Raw genomic sequence first — 20,860 nt, 5'->3', positions numbered from 1 at the left:
GCGGCTTGTACGCAATGTGAGGAGGCAGCCATGATAGGCAGACATCATTCCCTATCCGTCAAGGTGATCGGGCTTGTGCTGGCGCAGAATGGGATTCTTGCGGGGCTCCTCTTTTATGTTGCCGATGAACTGACGCCTTTCGAGATGCTGGGCATCGCGGCGTCGTTGATCGCCCTGACCCTCGTCACCGTCACTATGGCCGGCACGCTCACCGCTCCATTGCGCAAGGTCGCCGGAACCGTGTCGGAAATCGCCGCCGGCCATGCGGAGGTGCCACCCGAACACCTGGCGCGCACCGATGAAATCGGCTCGATCTCCCGGGCGCTGGAGCGGCTTTGCCGCAACCATCTCACCCGGCTCGTCAGGGACGAAGAAGCGCGCGAGCGGCAGGAGGAAGAGGAGGAGGAGGCGCAAGCGCGCATGCGCGATCTTGCGGCCGCCAGAGAGGAGGCACGCGACCTGAGAACAGTGGTCGAAGCGCTCGACGGCGGCCTGCGGCGCCTGGCGGTCGGCGATCTGACCGTGCGGATCGATATGCCGTTCCCCGAACGATACGAGGGCCTGCGCGCCGATTTCAATCACGCCCTGACGATCCTGGAGGACGTGCTCGCAATGATCGGCAGCTGCGCCCACGACCTTCACACGGACTGCGCCGAGGCTCGCGACGAAATGACGAAGACCGCCGAGGCCGGCGGCCGGTTGACGGCAACCATCGCCAGAACAGCCGCGGATGTCGGCAAGCTTGCCGAGACGCTGAGAGTGCGAAAGATGCAGGTCCAGCACGCAGCCGAAATCGCCAACAATGCCCGGCTCGACATGCGCCCGCCGAAGGAGATGATAGAAGGCGCAACGGAGGCGATGGAGGCGATCCGCAAGGCATCGCTCAAGATCGAGCCCGCCACAGCGACGATCCGGGAGATCGCCTTCCAGGCCAACATGCTCGCCCTTAATACCGGTCTCGAAGCGGCTCGTTCGGGTGAGGCCGAGATCGATCTCAAGACCGTGGCCGAGGAAATCCGCGGGCTTGCCGAGCGGGCTGCCGAGGCAGCCAAGGAAATCTCAGGTCTGTCCCGGAGGTCGGCGGAAGCGGCCGAACTCGGCGGCAAGTCCGTCGAGAAGGCGGGCCAAGAACTGGATGCGATGACGATCTATGCGGATGCCTTGCATGGTCACGTGACGGCACTCGCGGCAAGCTCTGGCACCGAGATCGAAGCCGTCGCAGCCACCAGAACCACGATGACGACGCTTGCCAAGGCGAGCCGCGACCAGATCGGCGCCCTGGATGCGCTGACGGCAAAGCTCGGCCGCATGAACCGCGATATCGCTGCGATCGACCATCATGCAGGACGATTCACGCCCGTCACGATCCTCAACGCGGGAGGGGTGACGGTCCCGGAAAGCCTCAAACCCGCGAAGCCCGGTTCGCACCTGCGCCTGGTCAAGTCATGAAGCTGGAGGGCCCCGCATGCCGCCCCTTTTGGGCGCCTGTTTTTCTGTCGGCCGCAGGGTCGTATTTCTGGACGTGACTGCCTAGATAAGTGGAACACTCTGTCAGTTATTCCGCCTTCAGGACGTGCCGATGATCCCTTTTTCCATTCTCGATCTTTCACCCGTCGGTGAAGGATATTCCGTGAGCGACGCGCTCGACCAGTCCCGCCGCCTGGCGATCAAAGCCGAGGAGCAGGGTTACAAACGTCTCTGGCTCGCCGAGCATCACGGCATGCCGGGCATTGCGAGCGCCGCGACCGCGATCGTCATCGCCCATGTGGGGGCGGCCACCAAGACCATCCGCGTCGGCTCCGGCGGCATCATGCTGCCCAACCATTCGCCGCTCGTCATCGCCGAACAGTTCGGCACGCTGGAAGCGCTGTTGCCCGGCCGCGTCGATCTCGGCCTCGGCCGGGCGCCCGGGACCGACATGCGCACCGCCAGCGCGCTACGCCGCAATCTCGATGCCGGCGCCGAGAGTTTTCCGCACGACATTCTCGAACTGCAGCGCCTGCTCGGCACGCCGGAAAAGGACCAGGGCCTGCTCGCCACCCCGGGCATGGATTCGCATGTGCCTATCTGGCTGCTCGGATCGAGCGTCTACAGCGCCCATCTCGCGGCCGCCCTCGGCCTGCCCTATGCGTTTGCCTCGCATTTCGCGCCCGACATGCTGATGGAAGCGATCTCGATCTACCGCGACCGTTTCCAGCCGTCGCTCGGACTCGAAAAGCCGTACATGATGGTCGGCGTCATGGGCGTCGCGGCCGAAACGGATGCGGAGGCGCAGCGTCACTTCACGTCGTCGCAGCAGCAGTTCGTCAATCTGCGCAAGAACGTCCGCACCCGCTTCCCGAAGCCGGTCGACAGCATGGAAGGGCTCTGGACGCCGATGGAGAAGATGAATGTCGAGCACACGCTGCGTTACGCAGCGGTCGGCTCGGTCCCGACCGTCGAGGCAAAGCTCAGGGAGTTCCTCGATGAAACCGGCGCCGACGAGTTGATCATCTCCATGCCGATCCACGATGTCGATGCACGGTTGCGGTCCGTCGAACTGTTCGCGACGCTGCCGATGATGGAAAAGGTGAGAGCCTGAAACAAAGGCGGGCTGGTCATGCCAGCCCGCCCGGTAAAATCGTGAGGTCGAGAACGGATCAAGCCGAAAGCTTGGCCATGACCTCTTCGGAAACCTCGAAGTTCGAATAGACGCTCTGCACGTCGTCGTCGTCTTCCAGGTTGTCGATGAGCTTCAGCAGCGACTGCGCCTTCTCCTCGTCCACCTCGATCGTGTTCTGCGGCCGCCAGATCACCTTGACCGTCTCGGCCTGGCCGAGCGTCGCTTCGAGCGCCTTCGAGACTTCGCCAAGGCTTTCGAAAGCGCAGATGATCGTGTGGCCGTCCTCGTCGGTGGTCACGTCGTCGGCACCGGCCTCGATCGCCGCTTCCATCACCTTGTCCGCATCGCCGACGCTCGCCTTGTAGGTGATTTCGCCGACGTGATCGAAGGAGAAGGAAACCGAACCGGTTTCGCCAAGCACGCCGCCGGCCTTGGTGAAGATCGAGCGGACGTTGGATGCCGTGCGGTTGCGGTTGTCGGTCAGCGCCTCGACGATGACGGCAGTGCCGCCCGGGCCGTAACCTTCGTAACGGACGGAATCATAGTTTTCCGCATCCGCGCCGGCAGCCTTCTTGATCGCCCGGTCGATATTGTCCTTGGGCATGGACTGCGCCTTGGCGTTCTGGATCGCCAGCCGCAATGCCGCGTTCATGGTCGGATCAGGCAGACCCGTCTTGGCGGCGACGGTAATTTCGCGCGCAAGCTTGGAAAACATCTTCGACCGGATCGAATCCTGCTTGCCCTTGCGGTGCATGATGTTTTTGAACTGTGAATGGCCAGCCATGGCACCCCTGACACTTTAGCTTGTTCTGGAACTCGTTCTGGAATGGCGCCTTATAATTTCGAAGCCTGAGCCGTTCAAGGGCATTCCAGGGTAAGGCAAGGCTTTTCCTGACGCTGCACTGCCGAACAGGACCAGGAACAAAGCCAAAGCCTTGCCGTTTGTTCACCGAGACGAACAGCAAAGGAGACAATCCATGGCAAGCATTACCGAAGCCCGCGAAGCGCCCGAACGTCAGCTCTGGGACGAGATCAACGACATCCATGCCGGCATGCTCGGCATCGAGGGCTCGCACATGCATTTTCAGCCGATGGCGCCGAATGCCGATCCGAAATCAAGCACCATCTGGTTCTTCACCAAGGCCGATACCGATCTGGTACGGGCAATCCGCGCCGGCAGCCGCGCCCATTTCGTGGTGATCGGCAAGAACCACGACTACCACGCCTGCCTGTCAGGCGCGCTGGAAATCCGCAACGATCGCGCCAAGATCGACGAATACTGGAGCGCGGTGACCTCAGCCTGGTACGAGCGCGGCAAGGAAGACCCGCTGCTGACCCTGCTCGCCTTCCGGGTCGATGATGCGGAAATCTGGGCCTCCACCGACAGCACGCTGAAATTCGGCTGGGAGATCGCCAAGGCCAATCTGCATGACGAGAAGATGCCCGACGTCGGCGTCAAGCAGCACCTCGCCTTCCCGCAGTTTCACTGAACGGGAAAAAGGCCGCAGGGGCAATCACAGCCCCTGCGGTACCAGTATCGTCGGCTTTTTCGGCAGGCTGCGCATCGACACCCGGATCGTCGGCTCCTTGGCATAGGCGATGTTGAACTTGGCGTCGAACATGGCGATGAAATTGTCGAGCGGCGGCCCCCAGCGATGCATCGGCAGGATCAGCGACGAACGCAGCCGCTGCACCACCCGGCTCATGCTGTCCGCCCCCATCGTCAGGCCACCGTCGACCGGCACCATCAGGATGTCGAGGCGGCCGATCTCCGTATACTGCGCCTCGTTCAGCTCGAAATGCAGATGGCCGAGATGGCCGATGCAAAGGCCCGCCACCTCGAAGATGAAGATCGAGTTGCCGTTCTCCTCGATGCCGCCGCCCCAATTGCGGATATCCGACACGACGTTGCGGACATAGACATCCCCCACTATGACGCGGTGCTGCGCCTTCTCGCCCGGGACATCGCTCCAGCCGTGCAGGACATGCTTGATCCCGGGATCGGGGCTGAGCGTAAAATGGGTGTTATGCGCCTTGTTCATGGTCGCGACATCAGGAAGCCGCGACGGTCGGTAGGCGCCGCTATAGTCGGTGGCGATGCCGATCCCTTCAGGTGTCTCGATGAAATAGGTGGAATGGCCGACAAAGGTGATCTTCACCTCTTCCCTCTCGGCCAGCGCCAGGTTCTTCTTCGCCTGGGCGAACTGCAGGCCCGAGGGATTGAAGCTCGCAAAGGTAACGCCGGGCAGCTTTTGCGCGATCGCCTGGCATTGGCTGATGGGCAGGCCGTCCTGGGCGAGCGCTGCGAAAGCCGACAGGAGGAGGCCGGAAAGACCGAGTGCGAGAGCCCGTAGCATCATGCTGATCCCAAAGAACTGCGTTCATGCTCATTCCCGACGAAAACATGCGGCAATGCGAAAGGCCGGTCCAGCCGCAATCGCCGTGCCCCGTCTCACAATTCTGTCATTGGTCGAGGCCATGGAATTGACTATTGAAAACTATCGGCAGCGCCCGCCAGCAGCCGGATCGGAAGAGCAGGAGGATTTTTCATGAAGCACGACATTGCGATCAAGACCCAGGACGGCACCGCCAAGGCTGCCGTCATCAAGCCGGAAGACGGTGCGGCGACGACCAAGGGCGTCATCCTCTACATGGATGCCTTCGGACCGCGCGAAGCGCTCTACCGGATGGGCCAGCGGATCGCCGATGCCGGTTACACCGTGCTCGTTCCCGATCTCTATTACCGCTCCGGCGAATATGGTCCGTTCAACGCCCGGACCGCCTTCAGCGAGGAAAGTTCAAAAAACCAGATCAGGGCAATGATGCAGGCAGCCACCCAGGCGCTGACGGCGCAGGACGGCGCCGCCTTCATCGAAGCGCTGGAAGCCGAAGGCGTCACCGGTGCGATCGGAACGGTCGGTTACTGCATGGGCGGCGCCCGCGCGATCACCGCCGCGGCCCACTATCCGGAGCGCATCAAGGCGGCGGCGAGTTTCCACGGCGGCAATCTCGCAAGCGAGGCGCAGGACAGCCCCCATAGGCTGGCGGACAGGATCAAGGCGCGCGTCTATATCGGCGTCGCCGGCATCGACAACAGCTTTCCGCCGGAACAATCCGCCCGCTTCGCCGAAGCATTTCGCACCGGCGGTGTCGACCATATCATCGAGAACTATGTCGGCATGGGGCATGGCTGGGCGGTGCCGGACCACAGCGTCTACAACAAGGACGGTTCCGAACGCCACTTCAAGCGCCTGCTGACGCTGTTCGAAGAGACCCTCTGAACGACCCCTCCGAAACGACAAAGGGGCGGCTTCGGGCCGCCCCTGATCTCATTGAAATCTCGCAATTCCGGTTGGCAACGCTGTGCCAGGCTTACTTCCGGCGCTCGAAATTGCTGCTGTTGGCCAATTTCGGCTTGTCCTTCTTCTTGAAAGGCTTGTCGTCTTTCTTGAAAGGCTGGGCGTCCTTGCGGAGCGGCTTGGCATCCTTGTTGAAAGGCTTGCCTTCCTTGCTGAACGGCTTCCCGTCGCGTGCCTCGGCCGCCCTGGGGCCACCCGGGCCCGCCGCGTTGGACGTGTTCTTCCTCGGCTTGCCCTTCGCCCAGTCGTCGCCGTGAGGTTCCTTCGGACGGTCGTCATAGGACTTCTTGGCATAGGGTTTGGCCGGCGCGGGGCGGCTGAGGTCCGGCGCGCTGGTCAGCCGAGTGACGCGGATGCCGCGTTCCAGTGCCTTCTCCTTGCCGACCGCCTGCATGAAGGCATCGGCGTGATCGGCGGCGATCTCGACGAAGGTTTCGTCCTGCTGCATCTTGATCGCGCCGATTTCGCGCTTGGTGACGTTGCCGTTGCGGCAGAGCATCGGGATCAGCCAGCGCGGCTCGGCATTCTGCTTGCGGCCGACCGACAGCGAGAACCACACGGCCGGGCCGAATTCGTCGCGCGACGGGCGCGGGGTCATCGGGAAATCGCCCTCGCCGCCGGCGCGCTCGCGCGGCTTGCGGGCATCCTGCTGCACGGAGATCTCGATCAGATCCTCCGGCGCGGAATATTTGGTGCGGTAGAGACTGACGAACGCGGCTGCCAGCTTTTCCGCACCATGGCTCTCGACCAGCTTGGCGACGAGATCCTGCTCTTCCTCGCGCGGCTTTTCGCTGAAGATCGGATCGGCCAGCAAACGCTCGTCGTCGCGGCGCGTCACTTCTTCGGCCGACGGGGGACGGGCCCAGGTCGCCGAAATGCCGGCGCCGCCGAGCAGCCGCTCCGCCTTGCGGCGGGCATTGACCGGCACGATCAGGGCGCTGATGCCCTTGCGGCCGGCGCGGCCGGTGCGGCCGCTCCGGTGGAGCAGCGTTTCCGGATTGCTCGGCAGGTCGGCATGGATGACGAGGTCGAGACCCGGCAGGTCGATGCCGCGGGCGGCGACGTCGGTCGCGATGCAGACGCGTGCACGGCCATCGCGCATCGCCTGCAGGGCATGAGTCCGCTCGTTCTGGGTGAGCTCGCCGGAGAGCGCCACGACCGCGAAATTGCGGTTGTTGAACCGGGCGGTCAGGTGATTGACGGCAGCGCGGGTCGAGCAGAACACGATCGCATTGGTCGCTTCGTAATACCGAAGCACGTTGATGATCGCATTCTCACGGTCGGCGGATGCCACAGTGAGCGCGCGATATTCGATATCGACATGCTGCTTTTCCTCGGCCGAGGTCGCGATCCGCACCGCATCGCGCTGGTAGCTCTTGGCGAGCTTGGCGATCGCGGCCGGCACGGTTGCCGAGAACATCAGCGTGCGCCGCTCGGCGGGCGCCGATTCCAGGATGAATTCCAGGTCCTCGCGGAAACCGAGGTCGAGCATCTCGTCCGCCTCGTCGAGCACGGCGACCTTGAGCGCCGACATGTCGAGCGCGTTGCGGCGGATATGGTCGCAGAGACGGCCGGGCGTACCGACGACGATGTGGGCGCCGCGCTCGAGCGCGCGCCGTTCGCTGCGGATATCCATGCCGCCGACGCAGCTGGTGATCACCGCCCCGGTCATCTCGTAGAGCCATTCAAGCTCGCGGGTGACCTGCATCGCCAGTTCGCGGGTGGGCGCAATGACCAAGGCCAGAGGCTGCCGCGCCGGGCCGAACTTCTCCGCGTCGCCGAGCAGTGTCGGTGCGATCGCAAGCCCGAAGGCGACGGTCTTGCCCGAACCGGTCTGCGCTGAAACCAGCGCATCGGAGAGGATGAGAGCCGGATCGAGCATGGATTTCTGGACGGGGGTCAGCGTAACATAGCCCCGTTTCGCCAATGCCTTGGCGATCGCCGGAACGGCGCCGTTGTAGTCGGTCATCTAAATCTGTCTTTCGGATTGTCGCGCACAAAGCGCTGTGGCCGCAACACTCGCAGCCGAACTTGGGCCGTTCCTACTTATTTGCAGGGCAAATGTCAAAGCGCATGTCCGTGTGGGGCGACGGTCAGGGCTGCTCTTGACGCCATAAGCTTAATATCTGACGTAAATCGTCCGTTGGGGAAATCGAGCGGAGAAGGCCATGTCCGGCATTTTCGAAAAGCAGGCCGAACTGCAAGCGCAAGCGGATGCGATCGTCAGCGCCCTCGGCCTCGAGGATGCCTTGCGTCTGGCCGGAAATCCGGTGCGCGTCGGAAGCTCCGCGCTCGGCCTCATGGTCCGCCGCGACATCGACATCACCGTCATCTGCGAAAGGCTGGACCCCGCCACCCGCCGAACCGTCGCCGAGATCGCCGGCGAACTGATGCTCGACAGGCGGGTCGGCGCGCTACGCTACCGCAACGACAGCGGCGTCTGGAATGTCGACCCGCAAAACTACCCGGACGGCCTCTATCTTGGCCTCACCTACCGGACGGAGACGGGCGAGGACTGGAATCTCGACATCTGGTTCATCGACGAGCCGGACCGCCAGCCCGACCTCAGACACCTGAAAACGCTCCTGCCCCGCTTGACCGACACGGGGCGGGAAACGATCCTCATGATCAAGGCCGAACTCGCAGCCAATGCGCCGAAGGGCGGCAAGCCGGCCCCGAGCGCGCTCGTCTACGAGGCCGTGTTGGATGGAGAGGTGAAAACAACTGCGGAGTTCGAAGGATGGCTTTTGCGTTAGCAGAAACGTTAGCAGAACGCCGGAAGGGTGGCACAGCCTCCACGTAATGCAATCAGGACCTGCAATCAAAACATCTACCGGACTCGCACTAACGACGATTGCGCGCTATATAAAGGTTATGGCAAAGGCAGAACTCAAACGAGAGCCGACTGGCAAGTGGGTGGTACGCGATTCAAAAAGCGGCCGCTTTGTCGAAGTGCGCGGTGCCGATTCGATGAAGTCGTCGCAGCTCCCTCTCAAGAAGAGCGTCGATCTCACGAAGCCGATTGCCGAACAGGCCCTTGAAGACGACCCATCAGGTCGCGTAAGTTCTCCGTGAAGAACTGATCTTGCCGGGCGCGCTGCTCGATACCCATACGTTTTACTGGCTGGTAACGGCCGTCGAGACGCTGTCGGAAGAAGCGCTCATCGCGATCGCCGACAACCAGACTGCGGGGACGCTCTACGTGTCACCAATTACGGCCTGGGAGTTGACAATCGCTTCCCGCAAGCCGGCACACAGGGACCCGCCAAATCTCGATGCAAAGTCGCCGGCCCAATGGTTTTCGAAGGCCGTCGCAGCAACCGGGACGAAAATTGTTCCAATCAAGCAGCGCATCGCCTGCGAGGCAGCCGCCGTGGTGATGGATACCGGGCATAAGGATCCGGGCGATTGCTACCTGATCGCCACCGCACGGATCAAGAACGTCCCCATCATAACGCGCGATACCGTCATGCTGGATCTCGCCTCACCCGAATATCTCGAAGTGATCGTATGCTGAGATGTTCACCCCTATCCGGCGGCCCAAGATAGCCGTCCTTCTGTCACCGCCAGAACGACGGAATCGTCTCCGCAAGCCGCGGCCCTATCCGGAGCGGCTCGATCTTTTCCGCAAGGCCTGTCACATCGGAAATCTCGATGCCGAGGCCGCAGATGGTCGCGGGTCCGGTCGCCGCCTCGAAACGGCCCTTCGGCATTTTCGAGATGAAGCGGTTGAGCGGTTCTTCCTTGTCCATGCCGAGCGAACTATCGTAGTCGCCGCACATGCCGGCATCCGACATGTAGCCGGTGCCGCCGTTGAGGATCTGGCAATCGGCGGTCGGCACATGCGTGTGGGTGCCGACCACCAGGCTGGCGCGGCCGTCGACGAAATGCCCGAAGCACTGCTTTTCGCTGGTCGCTTCCGCGTGGAAGTCGAAGATGATCGCGTCCGCCTGTTCCTTCAGGGGAGCTGCGGCGAGGATCGTCTCGGCGCTCTTGAAGGGATCGTCGAGCTCGGGATGCATGAACACCCGCCCCATGATGTTGGCGACCAGAATACGTGCGCCGTTGCGGGCGTAAAAAATGCCGGATCCCTTGCCCGGCGTGCCGGCGGGATAGTTGGCGGGACGCAGGAACTGCTCGTGGCGGCCGGCGAAGCTGACGGCCTCCTTCTGGTCCCAGACATGGTTGCCGGTCGTCACCACGTCGGCGCCGGCATTGATCGTCTCGAGAAAGATATCCTCGGTAATGCCGAAGCCGCCGGCGGCATTCTCGCCGTTGACGATGACGAAATCGAGCTTCAGGTCGGCGACGAGGCCGGGCAGCTTTTCCCACACCGCCACGCGGCCGGTCTTGCCCACCATGTCACCCAGGAACAAAAGGCGCATTCTTATCCAATCTGTGCGCGGCCCATATCTTCGAAGGGCCGGTAACCGCTCTCCGTCAGGACAGCGTTTAGTCTGATATCGTGAGGTTCAGCGGGAACAGATGCCACTTCCTGGCAGTCGAAGGCAATCCCGATCAGCCTCGGGTTCAGGCCTTTTTGCTGCAGGCGATGGATCGCCCGGTCATAATAACCGCCGCCGTAGCCGATCCGGTGCCCCGCGGCATCGAAGGCGGAGAGCGGCACCAGCATCACCTGCGGCTCAAGCTCCGCCGCGTCGGGCCCCGGCCCGAACGTGCCGAACACGCCCGGCACCAGCTCGGCACCGCGCACCAGCTCGCGAAAAACGATCGTCTGCTTGTCGAGGATGACAGGCACGCAGAGCCGCGCGCTGCGGTCTCTGAGATGCGCCATCAGCGGCCGCAGATCGACTTCCGACCGGATCGGCAGGAAACCCGAAACGATCGTGCCGGCGTCGAGGCTGATTGCCTCTGCCCCAAGCGACGCGATGGCCAGGCTCTTCTCGATGCGCTCGACCGGCGCAATGCCGTCCCGTGCGGCGAGCCGCCCGGCACGAAGCTCCGCCTTGGTCTTCAAGACGTCCATCATACCTTGTCGGTCCGCCTGACCAGCAGTTTGTCGATGCGGCGGCCGTCGAGGTCGATGACCTCGAAGGTCCAGCCGTTCTTGGTGAAGCTCTCGCCGAGTTCCGGCAGGCGCTTCATCTCGTCGAGCACGAAGCCCGCGACCGTCTCGTAACCCGGATCGTCGCCGAGCGAAAACCCCATCTGGTCGGCGAATTCATCGACGGGCATCCAGCCGGCGATCAGGAACGAACCGTCGTCGCGGGCGACGATCGCAGGTTCTTCGTCCTCTTCCTCCTGGAAGACGCCGGTAATCGCCTCGAGGATGTCGCCTGACGTGATGATGCCTTCGAAATGGCCGTATTCGTCATAGACCAGCACCATATGGGCGGGCGCCCGGCGAAGCGCCTGGATGACGTCGAGCGCGCCGGTCAGGTCGGAGACGACGGGCGCCTCGCGCATGATGCCGCGGATGTCGAGCGTCTTTCCGCCGGCGATGAAGTCATAGGCGTCCTTGACAAAAAGCGTACCCATGATCTCGTCCGAACTGCCGTTGCGGATCGGCAGGCGGGATCGCTGGGTGGCGCGAAGCTGCTCGCGGATTTCGTCCGGGCCGTCTTCGATATCGATGACCTCGACATCGCGGCGCGGCGTCATCAGGCCGCGCGCGGTGCGGTCGGCAAGCCGCATGACGCCGGAGATCATTGCCGATTCCTCCGTCTCGATAACGCCGGCGCTCTGGGCCTCGGCAAGCACGGTGCGGATTTCCTCGTCGGTGACGCGGTCGCCCTGCTCGCCCCGCTGGCCGAGCAGGCTCAGGACGAGCCGGCCGGAGACATCGAGCAACCAGACGATCGGCGCGCCGACCGTCGCCAGCATTTTCATGGCGGGTGCTACACGGGCGGCTACCGCCTCCGGCGCGCGTAGCGCTATCTGCTTCGGCACCAGTTCGCCGACGATCAGCGACAGGTAGGTGATGAAAACGACGACGGTGCCGACGCCCAGCCAGTCGGCGAGGTTGCCCGCCATGCCCTGCGCTTCGAACCAGGTGGTCAGCCGCGCGCCGAGCGTGGCGCCCGAGAATGCGCCGGACAGCACGCCGACCAGCGTGATGCCGATCTGGACGGAGGAAAGGAAGCGGCCGGGGTCTTCGGCGAGCCGTATGGCGGTTGCCGCGCCGCGATTGCCCTGCTCGGCCATGATCCGGAGCCGCACCGGACGGGAGGAGACGACGGCAAGTTCCGACATCGCGAGGACACCGTTCAGGACGGTGAGGGCAATGACGATGAGTATTTCGGTTAACAAGAGAAGCTCTTTGATTGGAACAATATGCCTGCACGCGAAACGGATGTGCCGCTCCGAGGAGCGCCCGCATCCATCCGACCGCGCCAAAGGCGCTTCGTCCGCGACGTTTCGCGCACAGTTCAGAAAACCGGGCTGGTTCTCGGAGCTATGCACCTTCACGCGCATCCGGAAATCATAAGGTCGCCATGCGGGCATTGCAATGGCGGGAACAAAATGAAGGGCTTCGACCGTCACGGAAACGGCGCGGGCAGCCCGATCATCCGCCCGCGCGAAGCCGGTCGGTCGGGGGAAACGCCTGAGATCGGAGGAAGAATAAGTGCGATCCACGGCAACCGATGGATGTTTACGATCCTGGGTGCCTACAAACGTAGGTGGGCGCCGTGTGTCCAAGCCCACGGGCCTGGCCAGGGACAGCTCCCTTTGGATCGAGTATGGCCCCAGGGATTGTGGTTCCTGTCGTGAGGCGCAGACCGCGCCGCCAATATATGTGCGATTGCCAGTCCGCACCAGTGGCGGAAAGCCTTTATTATCGACTTCGGATCAGTTCACCTGCGCCGACGCGCGGCCGTTGAGCTTGGCGGTCAGGCCATCCAGTCGCGAAGCGAGCTCGCCGAGCGCCGAGACCACGAGTTGCTCGTTGCGTTGCTGGTTTTCGAGCGCCCCGTCGCGATTGGACTTGAGCGACGCGACCTCTGCCTCGAGCAGGCCAAGCTTGCGGGTCATCTCCGAAAGCTCGTCCATGATCATGATGCCGGCCATCACGGTGATGCGCAGATCGCCGATCTCGCCGAACTGGCCTTTGAGATGTCCGACATAACGGTCGAACCGGTCGGCGAGTTCGGTCAGGTGATCTTCCTGCCCTTCCTCGCAGGCCATGCGATAGGCCTTGCCGTCGATCATCACCGTTACCTGGGCCATGGCATTCCCTTTTGATCTTGGCGCGTCAGCGATCGAGCACGGCGCGGATGGTTTCCATCGCCGTCACCAGGCGCCGCGAGACTTCCCGGTTGACTTCTTCCAGCCGATTGGCGCGGAATTGCGACTGGTCGAGTTCCTGCGCCAGACGTGCCCGGTCCGCGTGCACGCGGCGAACCTCGCCTTCCACGTCTTGGGTTTCCCGCTGACGCTCGATGCGCGCATCGACGGCGCTCTCCAGACCGCCGATCGCCGCCCTGAGTTCCGAAATCACCATGTCGATCGTCTTTTCCGACGGCATCCGAAGCTTCCTGTCGATACGCGAAATGCGCCGAATCGATGCGACCGGCCTCTCCAACACGGGCCGAAGACTATTCACCGCCCGCAAGCCGGTCAATCAATCCAGGTCCTTCAAAAGTGTCCTAACTGTGGATCGTCCCCCATGTTTCTGTCGCTCGACACAGGCTGCCACCTGCTGCTTACAATTCAGGCAGGCTGCAGGAAAGTTCGTCATCACCCCTTCGCAAAGGCGGCGCTTTTGTTGACTTGCGCGTTGCACCTGCTAAGGATCAGCCGCTCTCAGGTGGTCCCCGGGCCACCCCTCAAGTGGTCCCGCGCGGACCGTGACCGACACCCGTAAAAAGCGGATTAGCCATGACCTCTCTCGACAAACATAACCGGATGGCGAACGCGATCCGATTCCTTGCCATGGATGCTGTAGAGAAGGCCAATTCCGGCCATCCCGGCCTGCCGATGGGCGCTGCCGACATCGCGACCGTCCTGTTCACCCGCTTTCTGAAATTCGATCCGAAGAACCCGCTCTGGCCGGACCGCGACCGTTTCGTGCTGTCGGCCGGCCACGGTTCCATGCTGCTTTATTCGCTGCTGTTCCTCACCGGCTACGAGGACATGACGATGGAGGATTTGAAGCAGTTCCGCCAGCTCGGCTCCAAGACCGCCGGCCATCCGGAATACGGCCATGCCTCGGGCATCGAGACCACCACCGGCCCGCTCGGCCAGGGCATCGCCAATGCCGTCGGCATGGCGATCGCCGAGCGCAAACTGGAAGAGGAATTCGGCTCCGACCTGCAGAACCATTTCACCTACGCGCTGTGCGGCGACGGCTGCCTGATGGAAGGCATCAGCCAGGAAGCGATCGCGCTTGCCGGCCACCTGAAGCTCAACAAGCTCGTGCTCTTCTGGGACAACAATTCGATCACCATCGACGGCGCCGTGTCGCTGTCGGACTCGACCGACCAGGTGATGCGCTTCAAGTCCGCCCACTGGAACACGATCGAGATCGACGGCCACGACGTCGACCAGATCGCCTCCGCCATCGAAGCCGCCCAGAAGTCCGACCGCCCGACCTTCATCGCCTGCAAAACCATCATCGGCTTCGGCGCCCCCAACAAGCAGGGCACCCACAAGGTCCACGGTTCGCCTCTTGGCGCCGAGGAAATCGCCGCCGCTCGGCAGGCGCTGAACTGGGAGGCGGAAGCCTTCACCGTTCCGGCCGACGTTCTCGACGCCTGGCGCCTTGCCGGCCTGCGCTCGACCAAGACCCGCAAGGACTGGGAAGAGCGCCTCGCTGCAACCGAAACCGGCAAGAAGGCCGAATTCGTGCGCCGCTTCGCCGGCGACCTGCCGGGCAATTTCGACAGCGCCATCGACGCCTTCAAGAAGAGGATCGCCGAGAACAACCCGACGGTCGCCACCCGCAAGGCGTCCGAGGATGCGCTCGAAGTCATCAACGGCATCGTCATCGAAACGCTCGGCGGCTCGGCTGACCTGACGCCGTCGAACAACACCAAGACCAGCCAGATGAAGTCGATCACCCCGACCGATTTCTCCGGCCGCTACATGCACTGGGGCATCCGCGAGCACGCGATGGCCGCTGCCATGAACGGCATCTCGCTGCATGGCGGCCTGATCCCCTATTCCGGCGGCTTCCTGATCTTCTCGGATTACTGCCGTCCGTCCGTCCGCCTCGCAGCCCTGATGGGCATCCGCGTCGTGCACGTCTGGACGCATGATTCGATCGGCGTCGGCGAAGACGGCCCGACCCACCAGCCGGTCGAGCAGATCGCGGCACTTCGCGCCATTCCGAACCTCTTGATGTTCCGCCCGGCCGACGAGACCGAGACGGCCGAATGCTGGCAGCTGGCGCTCAAGGAAAAGCACCGCCCGTCCGGCCTGGCGCTGACCCGCCAGAACCTGGCGCCTGCTCGCAAGACCTATGAAGAGAAGAACCTCTGCGCCCAGGGCGCCTACGAACTGGTCTCGGCGGCCGACGCCAAGGTGACGATCTTCGCGTCGGGCTCCGAAGTCGAACTGGCGCTGAAGGCGCAGGCGACGCTGGACGGCAAGGGCATCGCGACCCGCGTCGTTTCCGTCCCCTGCGTCGAGCTCTTCTTCGAACAGCCGGAATCCTACCAGACCGCGGTCATCGGCAATTCGCCGGTCAAGATCGCCGTCGAAGCGGCGGTGCGCGAAGGATGGGATCACTTCATCGGCCCGAACGGCACCTTCATCGGCATGAAGTCCTTCGGCGCCTCGGGCCCCGCCAAGGACCTCTTCAAGCACTTCGGCATCACTGCGGAGGCGGTTGTAGCCGCAGCCGAAAAACAGCTCGCCTGAGCAAAGACAGACCGTGAAAGGGGCGCGTCTAGCGCGCCCCGCCAAGACAGACCGCACATTTTCGGGAGAATGACATGACTGTAAAAGTTGCCATCAACGGCTTTGGCCGCATCGGCCGCAACGTCCTGCGCGCAATCGTCGAATCCGGCCGCACCGACATCGAAGTCGTCGCCATCAACGACCTCGGCCCGGTCGAGACCAATGCCCATCTGCTCCGCTACGATTCCATCCACGGCAAATTCCCGGCCGAAGTGAAGGTCGAGGGCGACACGATTGCCGTCGGCGGCGGCAAGCCGATCAAGGTGACCGCGATCAAGGACCCGGCGACCCTGCCGCATGGCGAACTCGGCGTCGATATCGCGCTCGAATGCACGGGCATCTTCACCGCCCGTGACAAGGCGGCCCTCCACCTGACCGCCGGCGCCAAGCGCGTCATCGTCTCGGCGCCTGCCGACGGCGCAGACCTCACCGTCGTCTTCGGCGTCAACCACGATCAGCTGACCCGGGAACACCTGGTCATCTCCAACGCGTCCTGCACCACCAACTGCCTGGTCCCGGTGGTCAAGGTCCTCGACGACGCGATCGGCATCGATCATGGCTTCATGACCACGATCCACTCCTACACGGGCGACCAGCCGACCCTCGACACGATGCACAAGGACCTTTATCGCGCCCGCGCTGCAGCGCTCTCGATGATCCCGACCTCGACGGGTGCGGCCAAGGCCGTCGGCCTGGTCCTGCCGCACCTCAAGGGCAAGCTCGACGGCACCTCGATCCGCGTGCCGACCCCGAACGTCTCGGTCGTCGACTTCAAGTTCGTCGCCAAGAAGACGACCACGGTCGCCGAAGTCAACGACGCGATCAAGGCCGCGTCCAACGGCGCGCTGAAGGGCATCCTCGGTTACACCGAAGAGCCGCTCGTCTCCCGCGACTTCAACCACGACAGCCATTCCTCGATCTTCGCGATCGACCAGACCAAGGTGCTCGAAGGCAATTTCGTCCGCATCCTCACCTGGTACGACAACGAATGGGGCTTCTCGAACCGCATGGCCGACACGGCCGTGGCGTTCTCGAAGCTGATCTGAGGATTGTTGAGGCTGCCTTCGGGCGGTATCGGCAGGGTGTTGCCCCCTCCCGCAAGGGAGGGGTTTTTTGTTTGTCGAGGAGGGTCGGCGAGGAGATGCTGGCTTTGCGTCCACGGCAAACGCCGACAGCCGTTAAGCACTCACAGCCGCTTTAACCGAAAACGGAGGCAGATTTCCACGTCGGCTTTAGGGGCGATATGAAATTGAGTAGGCCCGGAGGGAGCGCCCACCATCACTCAAAAGCCTTAGATGCCGGGCTTTCAGGGATGCCTAGGGGGACACGATGTCCCCCTTTTGTGTCTATGCATCGCACAACGCAATTCGCCATGCAACATCTCAAGGGGCCTTCATGCCGTTAGTGATGCAATGCGCATAAGCTTTGTACTGTTGAGTTTATGGCTTACTTCTTGCTCAGGCTATTTAAGATGTTGTCTGTCCTAACAGACCCTAGCACCGGCTTACGCCTTCCCGTGAACTGGCTTTGAGCGAACTTTGGATCAGGCCCAACCTCGTGCAGGAAGATCTGACAAACCTCCATGCCCGGTAGAAGAGCTATCGGTACTTCACCAACGTTGCTCAATTCGAGTGCTAAACATCCTGCGAATCCAGGCTGTATTCCAGCGGCCGTTTCGATAATCAATCCTCGTCTTCCTAAAGAAGATTTTCCGGTGACATATCCTGCCAAGTCAGAGGGAAGGCGAAGCCATTCAAGAGTGATACCTAACACGAAGTTTCGTGGATGTAGTATGAAGCGTTCGCCGAACCTGACGAAATGTTCTTTAGTTGGAACGGGTTCGTCCTCAACGCCACTAACCTTGAGGACTTCTGTCCGTGCGTGTCGCATTGTCCTAAACCAACGTCCGAGACGCAAGTCGATAGAAGCTGCTCCAGTGTTGGAGAGCCGTTTAAGGTCAGGAGCCGGGACGATTGACAGCATTCCCGCATCAGCAGTTGCGGCAAGATTAAGTCTAGCTGACAGACCCGTACTGCTAAGCATTTTTCACCCCTTGCGTCTTGGTTTCGTACTCAAGTACCTCCATGGTTTTGAAGACAAGATCGTTCAAAACTTCTAGTCTGGTCTGTTCGCTAAAGTTGAAAGCCCCCCACAGCCTCCAGTCTAAACGCACCTTCCAGCCAGCATTGATCATGTCACCTAAAGATTTTATTCCTGAAGCTGGAGAGAGTGCGCAAAAATGCTGTATGATCCTGTCTCTCTCAGCATCAGATGGTAGGGATAACCCACTCGATTGAATATGAACTCGAACAGCGTCAATGAGGTCGGCTGTTAATGCCTCAGACGCCGAATCAGCCATCTTCAGCACAAATTCGTCAGCAGTGGGTATTCTCTTAGGCGGATCAAGAAAGAAGGAAGTGAAGCCGGGTGGCAACTCGACTAAATAGCTTGCGCATGCTGCCTCTAGGGCACTTACACGCGCCGCAAGGGTCGGATAATGGGGTGCGCGATCACCAATATTGGGGGCGATTAAGTATATGAATGAATAAAGAAAACTTTCCCCAAATATTCTCAGGCCAATCAGATCGCAAAATATCTCCTCAACCTGCCGAATGGCAAGCTTATAAGATTGTGTCCAGATATTCCGAAGAAATAAGTCCGACAAAAGGTCAGCGTGGCTATTTGATATATTGAATATTCTCTGAAAGTCTTTCCAGTTATTTGTGTAGGCTTCAACAAGTTTCTGCTGAAGCTTCATATCTAGGCCGCCGAGCGCGGTGCTTCTCCCCTTCTTTTTTCGCCAAATTGAATGTCCAATTTCGTGCCCTGCCAACGGAATGATCAACGGGTTACTCGCCTCAGTGGAGGGGAGGCCTATAAACATGAGATGCGGCAAATCATCCGTAACAGCGGGATAAGTGAAAGGCGAGAATTGCCATTCGGAGCTAATTATTAGCTTTGCATCGCCGCCATAGATCTTCAGGCACAATTGCAAAAGTGGATCGTACATCTCGAACGCGTTTCTGACGTTCGTTGATCGCAGGATAAACCCGAGTACAGAGTAGTAACGCGCAATGTGAGCGTTGGCGTGAGCACACGCCTGTTGCCGGATTTGTATATCGGTTGTTGCGTCCATCTTCGACAGTCTGCCAAGGTCAGACTTATAGATCTCTGTCAGCAACCCTAGAGCGGCCTTAGGCTCTTCGTAGGGAAACTCGGACGACTGCAGCTGCTTTATCTGTTCGAGCACAGCATGCAGCTTTTGCTTAACTAAATCGAGGTCAAGCGAAACGGGCATCGTGGATCGGCATCCATTCATCATCCGCAGCGGGTGCCAAGTCGTCTAAGAGAACTCTATGAAGAGACAGACAAAACCTCTTAAGTGCTGCTACAACGCTTTCGTCTGCGCTTGCGCCAGACCCAACGTCACTTACACTCTTGACGAGAGTTTTCAGCTTGCCTTCGAGTTCCTTCATATTTGTCGATGCCGTACCTTCGACGCTGTAAAATGCAGAGTTTAGTATTTCTACATTTACAGGATTTTCACTTAGCGCAAATAATCCTGCCGTCGGAGCATTGCCTGATGGTGATGCCAAATACTTTCCAAACGTCGATATGACCTCAAGATCGGCATCTTTGTGCTTTTCGAGGTGATCCAATTGGATTGCGGCATCGAGTGCTAAAGAAGGAAAGTCTATGGTCTCTAATCTCGGATCGGTTTGCATGAAAACCTCCTAGGTTTGCGGAAACCCTATCTGCGTCGCGATTTCTTCGTCAATGCACGAAATTGATTAAGGAACAACACTTTTCGAATCCTGTCTTTCCATCGCGATGGATCTCATAATGAGTGTGGCTGAATGCTATATTGCCTAGCGTGTGCCAGACTGGATATGCAAATATGAGTGCGCCCCTCTATTTCAAGCACTCTATTGCGCCTGTTTCCATGGTGCTCATATGTACGGCAGCGGATTGCTGCATTTCATTTTCAAGCGGAGCGACAGCACTCTCGCAGGCCTAATTCGCTGCTATCATGGCTTTCAGTTTGTCCGCCATAATGCGGTAGGAAACCAAAAAAATACGAGGGAGTATTTAAGACCTTTCGTGCGGCCCCTTCCCCATGGGGTGCTGCTAGTCTGGTGTGTCAAAATTCTGATCCGGCACGCCTACGATCTCTCTTTGCCAGCCTTCGCCATGCCCGGAAGGACATAAGGCGGGGGGGCACCTTGTCCGCAGGGGTATACCTTTGCGGACGTAATTTGTTGCAGCAGTTTTGCAGCCGCAAGGCTCTAATTTCGCAACGGGACAGTCAAGACAAAGGACAATGCCCTTTTAGGCACCTGTTTTTCGTCACGCCCGGAATACCTTCGCTTCCGAGGGACCAAGGCAACGTTCTGGACTACCACGCGCCACAAATTTTCACCTCCGCTCATCCCCACCCCTCCAACCCATGCCTACAATCCCCTCGCTCCCACCACCGGAGTGTTTCGCGAGACGTTCGCGGGCAGGCGGGGGCCGGCGCTTTCATTGGAACCGTAACGTGCGGGGATGGTGGAAGAGGTGAAAGCCATGGGTCAGGGGCAACCCCAACCCTATCAAGCCTCCCCCTGGCCGCCGGGCCGGGTTCGGTTGAGCCGTGCAAGTGGCAAGGTTTCCCGAAAGGAAGCCGCGAACACAGCCACGCAGCGAGGCGAGGTGATCACCTGTAGGGGCAGGACACCCCGAGAAAACGCCGAAGGCCACGCGAATGCGGAGCCATACTATTATTTACTATGAGGTTCCGCATTCGTGTGGGCTCTCCGATCATCCAGCGTCCCCAAAAGTGGGCACCGGTTTTGGGACAAGACGCTGGGCAGAAAGTGAAAAGCCATCGGCACCAAGGCACGCGTCCGTCTTTTTTCCGGCCCTGCCCTTCTCTTGCCGGAATTGTTCCCGCCTAATCGATCAGTCGATTCGCCTGGCCCTCGGCCGGGATCTGCCCCATTCTTGCATGGCCGTGTTGCGGCGTGGCACAGTTCCGGTTTCCGGGGCTGCGGGCGGG

At 61.0% G+C, this 20,860-nt stretch carries 19 protein-coding genes and 1 other RNA gene; 8 read left to right on the top strand and 12 right to left on the bottom strand.

Going from position 1 to position 20,860, the window contains the following annotated elements:
• The first annotated feature begins 30 nt into the window (after positions 1–30).
• Positions 31–1,449, top strand: coding sequence for a methyl-accepting chemotaxis protein (locus ABCW43_RS11425; protein ID WP_345924336.1), 1,419 nt, complete (start codon positions 31–33; stop codon positions 1,447–1,449).
• 130 nt (positions 1,450–1,579) lie between these two features.
• Positions 1,580–2,581 carry an LLM class flavin-dependent oxidoreductase gene (locus ABCW43_RS11420; protein ID WP_345924334.1) on the top strand — a complete coding sequence of 334 codons (1,002 nt, stop codon included), beginning with the start codon at positions 1,580–1,582 and terminating at the stop codon, positions 2,579–2,581.
• A gap of 58 nt (positions 2,582–2,639) precedes the next feature.
• On the opposite strand, the gene ABCW43_RS11415 is transcribed toward ABCW43_RS11420, so the two are convergent.
• The gene (locus ABCW43_RS11415) at positions 2,640–3,386 is read right to left on the bottom strand and encodes a YebC/PmpR family DNA-binding transcriptional regulator (RefSeq protein ID WP_105400236.1); all 747 of its coding nucleotides are present in this window, start codon (positions 3,384–3,386) and stop codon (positions 2,640–2,642) included.
• Between the two features lie 193 nt (positions 3,387–3,579).
• On the opposite strand from ABCW43_RS11415, the gene ABCW43_RS11410 reads away from it, so the two are divergent.
• Positions 3,580–4,092 (top strand): pyridoxamine 5'-phosphate oxidase family protein, encoded by a 513-nt coding sequence (locus ABCW43_RS11410; protein WP_345924332.1) that lies wholly within the window; start codon positions 3,580–3,582, stop codon positions 4,090–4,092.
• 24 nt (positions 4,093–4,116) lie between these two features.
• Here the strand turns inward: ABCW43_RS11410 and ABCW43_RS11405 are convergent, their stop codons facing one another.
• Entirely contained in the window at positions 4,117–4,962 is an 846-nt protein-coding gene (locus tag ABCW43_RS11405) for an MBL fold metallo-hydrolase (RefSeq protein ID WP_345924330.1), read from the bottom strand.
• A 189-nt stretch (positions 4,963–5,151) separates the two neighbouring features.
• Between ABCW43_RS11405 and ABCW43_RS11400 the strand changes: the two genes are divergently transcribed.
• On the top strand, positions 5,152–5,883 hold the full coding sequence (locus ABCW43_RS11400; protein WP_345924328.1) for a dienelactone hydrolase family protein: 732 nt from the start codon (positions 5,152–5,154) through the stop codon (positions 5,881–5,883).
• A 91-nt stretch (positions 5,884–5,974) separates the two neighbouring features.
• Here ABCW43_RS11400 and ABCW43_RS11395 read toward each other — a convergent pair whose 3' ends face one another.
• Complete coding sequence (locus ABCW43_RS11395) at positions 5,975–7,930, bottom strand: DEAD/DEAH box helicase (protein ID WP_345924326.1); 1,956 nt, start codon at positions 7,928–7,930, stop codon at positions 5,975–5,977.
• A gap of 199 nt (positions 7,931–8,129) precedes the next feature.
• Between ABCW43_RS11395 and ABCW43_RS11390 the strand changes: the two genes are divergently transcribed.
• Both ABCW43_RS11390 and ABCW43_RS11385 read left to right on the top strand, forming a co-directional pair.
• On the top strand, positions 8,130–8,717 hold the full coding sequence (locus tag ABCW43_RS11390; protein ID WP_345924324.1) for a hypothetical protein: 588 nt from the start codon (positions 8,130–8,132) through the stop codon (positions 8,715–8,717).
• A gap of 329 nt (positions 8,718–9,046) precedes the next feature.
• Positions 9,047–9,478, top strand: coding sequence for a type II toxin-antitoxin system VapC family toxin (locus tag ABCW43_RS11385; RefSeq protein ID WP_345924322.1), 432 nt, complete (start codon positions 9,047–9,049; stop codon positions 9,476–9,478).
• Between the two features lie 43 nt (positions 9,479–9,521).
• On the opposite strand, the gene ABCW43_RS11380 is transcribed toward ABCW43_RS11385, so the two are convergent.
• From ABCW43_RS11380 to ABCW43_RS11355, 6 genes are all read right to left on the bottom strand, one after another.
• Positions 9,522–10,346: a TIGR00282 family metallophosphoesterase gene (locus tag ABCW43_RS11380; protein WP_038589350.1), complete on the bottom strand. Its 825-nt coding sequence runs from the start codon at positions 10,344–10,346 to the stop codon at positions 9,522–9,524.
• A gap of 2 nt (positions 10,347–10,348) precedes the next feature.
• Positions 10,349–10,948 (bottom strand): 5-formyltetrahydrofolate cyclo-ligase, encoded by a 600-nt coding sequence (locus tag ABCW43_RS11375; RefSeq protein ID WP_345925431.1) that lies wholly within the window; start codon positions 10,946–10,948, stop codon positions 10,349–10,351.
• Positions 10,948–12,231, bottom strand: coding sequence for a hemolysin family protein (locus tag ABCW43_RS11370; RefSeq protein ID WP_345924320.1), 1,284 nt, complete (start codon positions 12,229–12,231; stop codon positions 10,948–10,950). Before ABCW43_RS11370 ends, ABCW43_RS11375 begins: the two co-directional genes overlap by 1 nt.
• Before the next feature lie 316 nt (positions 12,232–12,547).
• A non-coding RNA gene (gene ssrS, locus ABCW43_RS11365) (6S RNA) lies at positions 12,548–12,706 on the bottom strand.
• Between the two features lie 65 nt (positions 12,707–12,771).
• The gene (locus ABCW43_RS11360; protein ID WP_345924318.1) at positions 12,772–13,149 is read right to left on the bottom strand and encodes a cell division protein ZapA; all 378 of its coding nucleotides are present in this window, start codon (positions 13,147–13,149) and stop codon (positions 12,772–12,774) included.
• Positions 13,150–13,174: 25 nt separating this feature from the next.
• Positions 13,175–13,447 (bottom strand): DUF4164 domain-containing protein, encoded by a 273-nt coding sequence (locus ABCW43_RS11355; protein ID WP_038589375.1) that lies wholly within the window; start codon positions 13,445–13,447, stop codon positions 13,175–13,177.
• A 353-nt stretch (positions 13,448–13,800) separates the two neighbouring features.
• Between ABCW43_RS11355 and tkt the strand changes: the two genes are divergently transcribed.
• The gene (tkt, locus tag ABCW43_RS11350) at positions 13,801–15,783 is read left to right on the top strand and encodes a transketolase (protein WP_345924314.1); all 1,983 of its coding nucleotides are present in this window, start codon (positions 13,801–13,803) and stop codon (positions 15,781–15,783) included.
• Between the two features lie 74 nt (positions 15,784–15,857).
• Positions 15,858–16,868 carry a type I glyceraldehyde-3-phosphate dehydrogenase gene (gap, locus tag ABCW43_RS11345; RefSeq protein ID WP_046640891.1) on the top strand — a complete coding sequence of 337 codons (1,011 nt, stop codon included), beginning with the start codon at positions 15,858–15,860 and terminating at the stop codon, positions 16,866–16,868.
• 400 nt (positions 16,869–17,268) lie between these two features.
• Here the strand turns inward: gap and dcd are convergent, their stop codons facing one another.
• The 3 genes from dcd to ABCW43_RS11330 are packed head-to-tail and all read right to left on the bottom strand — an operon-like array spanning position 17,269 to position 19,547.
• Positions 17,269–17,865 carry a dCTP deaminase gene (dcd, locus tag ABCW43_RS11340; protein ID WP_345924311.1) on the bottom strand — a complete coding sequence of 199 codons (597 nt, stop codon included), beginning with the start codon at positions 17,863–17,865 and terminating at the stop codon, positions 17,269–17,271.
• Positions 17,858–19,120, bottom strand: a complete 1,263-nt coding sequence (locus tag ABCW43_RS11335) for a hypothetical protein (RefSeq protein ID WP_345924309.1) — start codon at positions 19,118–19,120, stop codon at positions 17,858–17,860. Before ABCW43_RS11335 ends, dcd begins: the two co-directional genes overlap by 8 nt.
• Positions 19,104–19,547: a hypothetical protein gene (locus ABCW43_RS11330; protein WP_345924307.1), complete on the bottom strand. Its 444-nt coding sequence runs from the start codon at positions 19,545–19,547 to the stop codon at positions 19,104–19,106. The genes ABCW43_RS11335 and ABCW43_RS11330 overlap by 17 nt, the downstream gene beginning before the upstream one ends.
• Positions 19,548–20,860 lie beyond the last annotated feature (1,313 nt).

The organism is Neorhizobium tunisiense (genome assembly GCF_039631515.1).
Taxonomy (GTDB): Bacteria; Pseudomonadota; Alphaproteobacteria; order Rhizobiales; family Rhizobiaceae; genus Neorhizobium.
The sequence above is the reverse complement of the archived record's forward strand: the minus strand, read 5'-3'. Positions and strand labels throughout refer to the sequence as shown.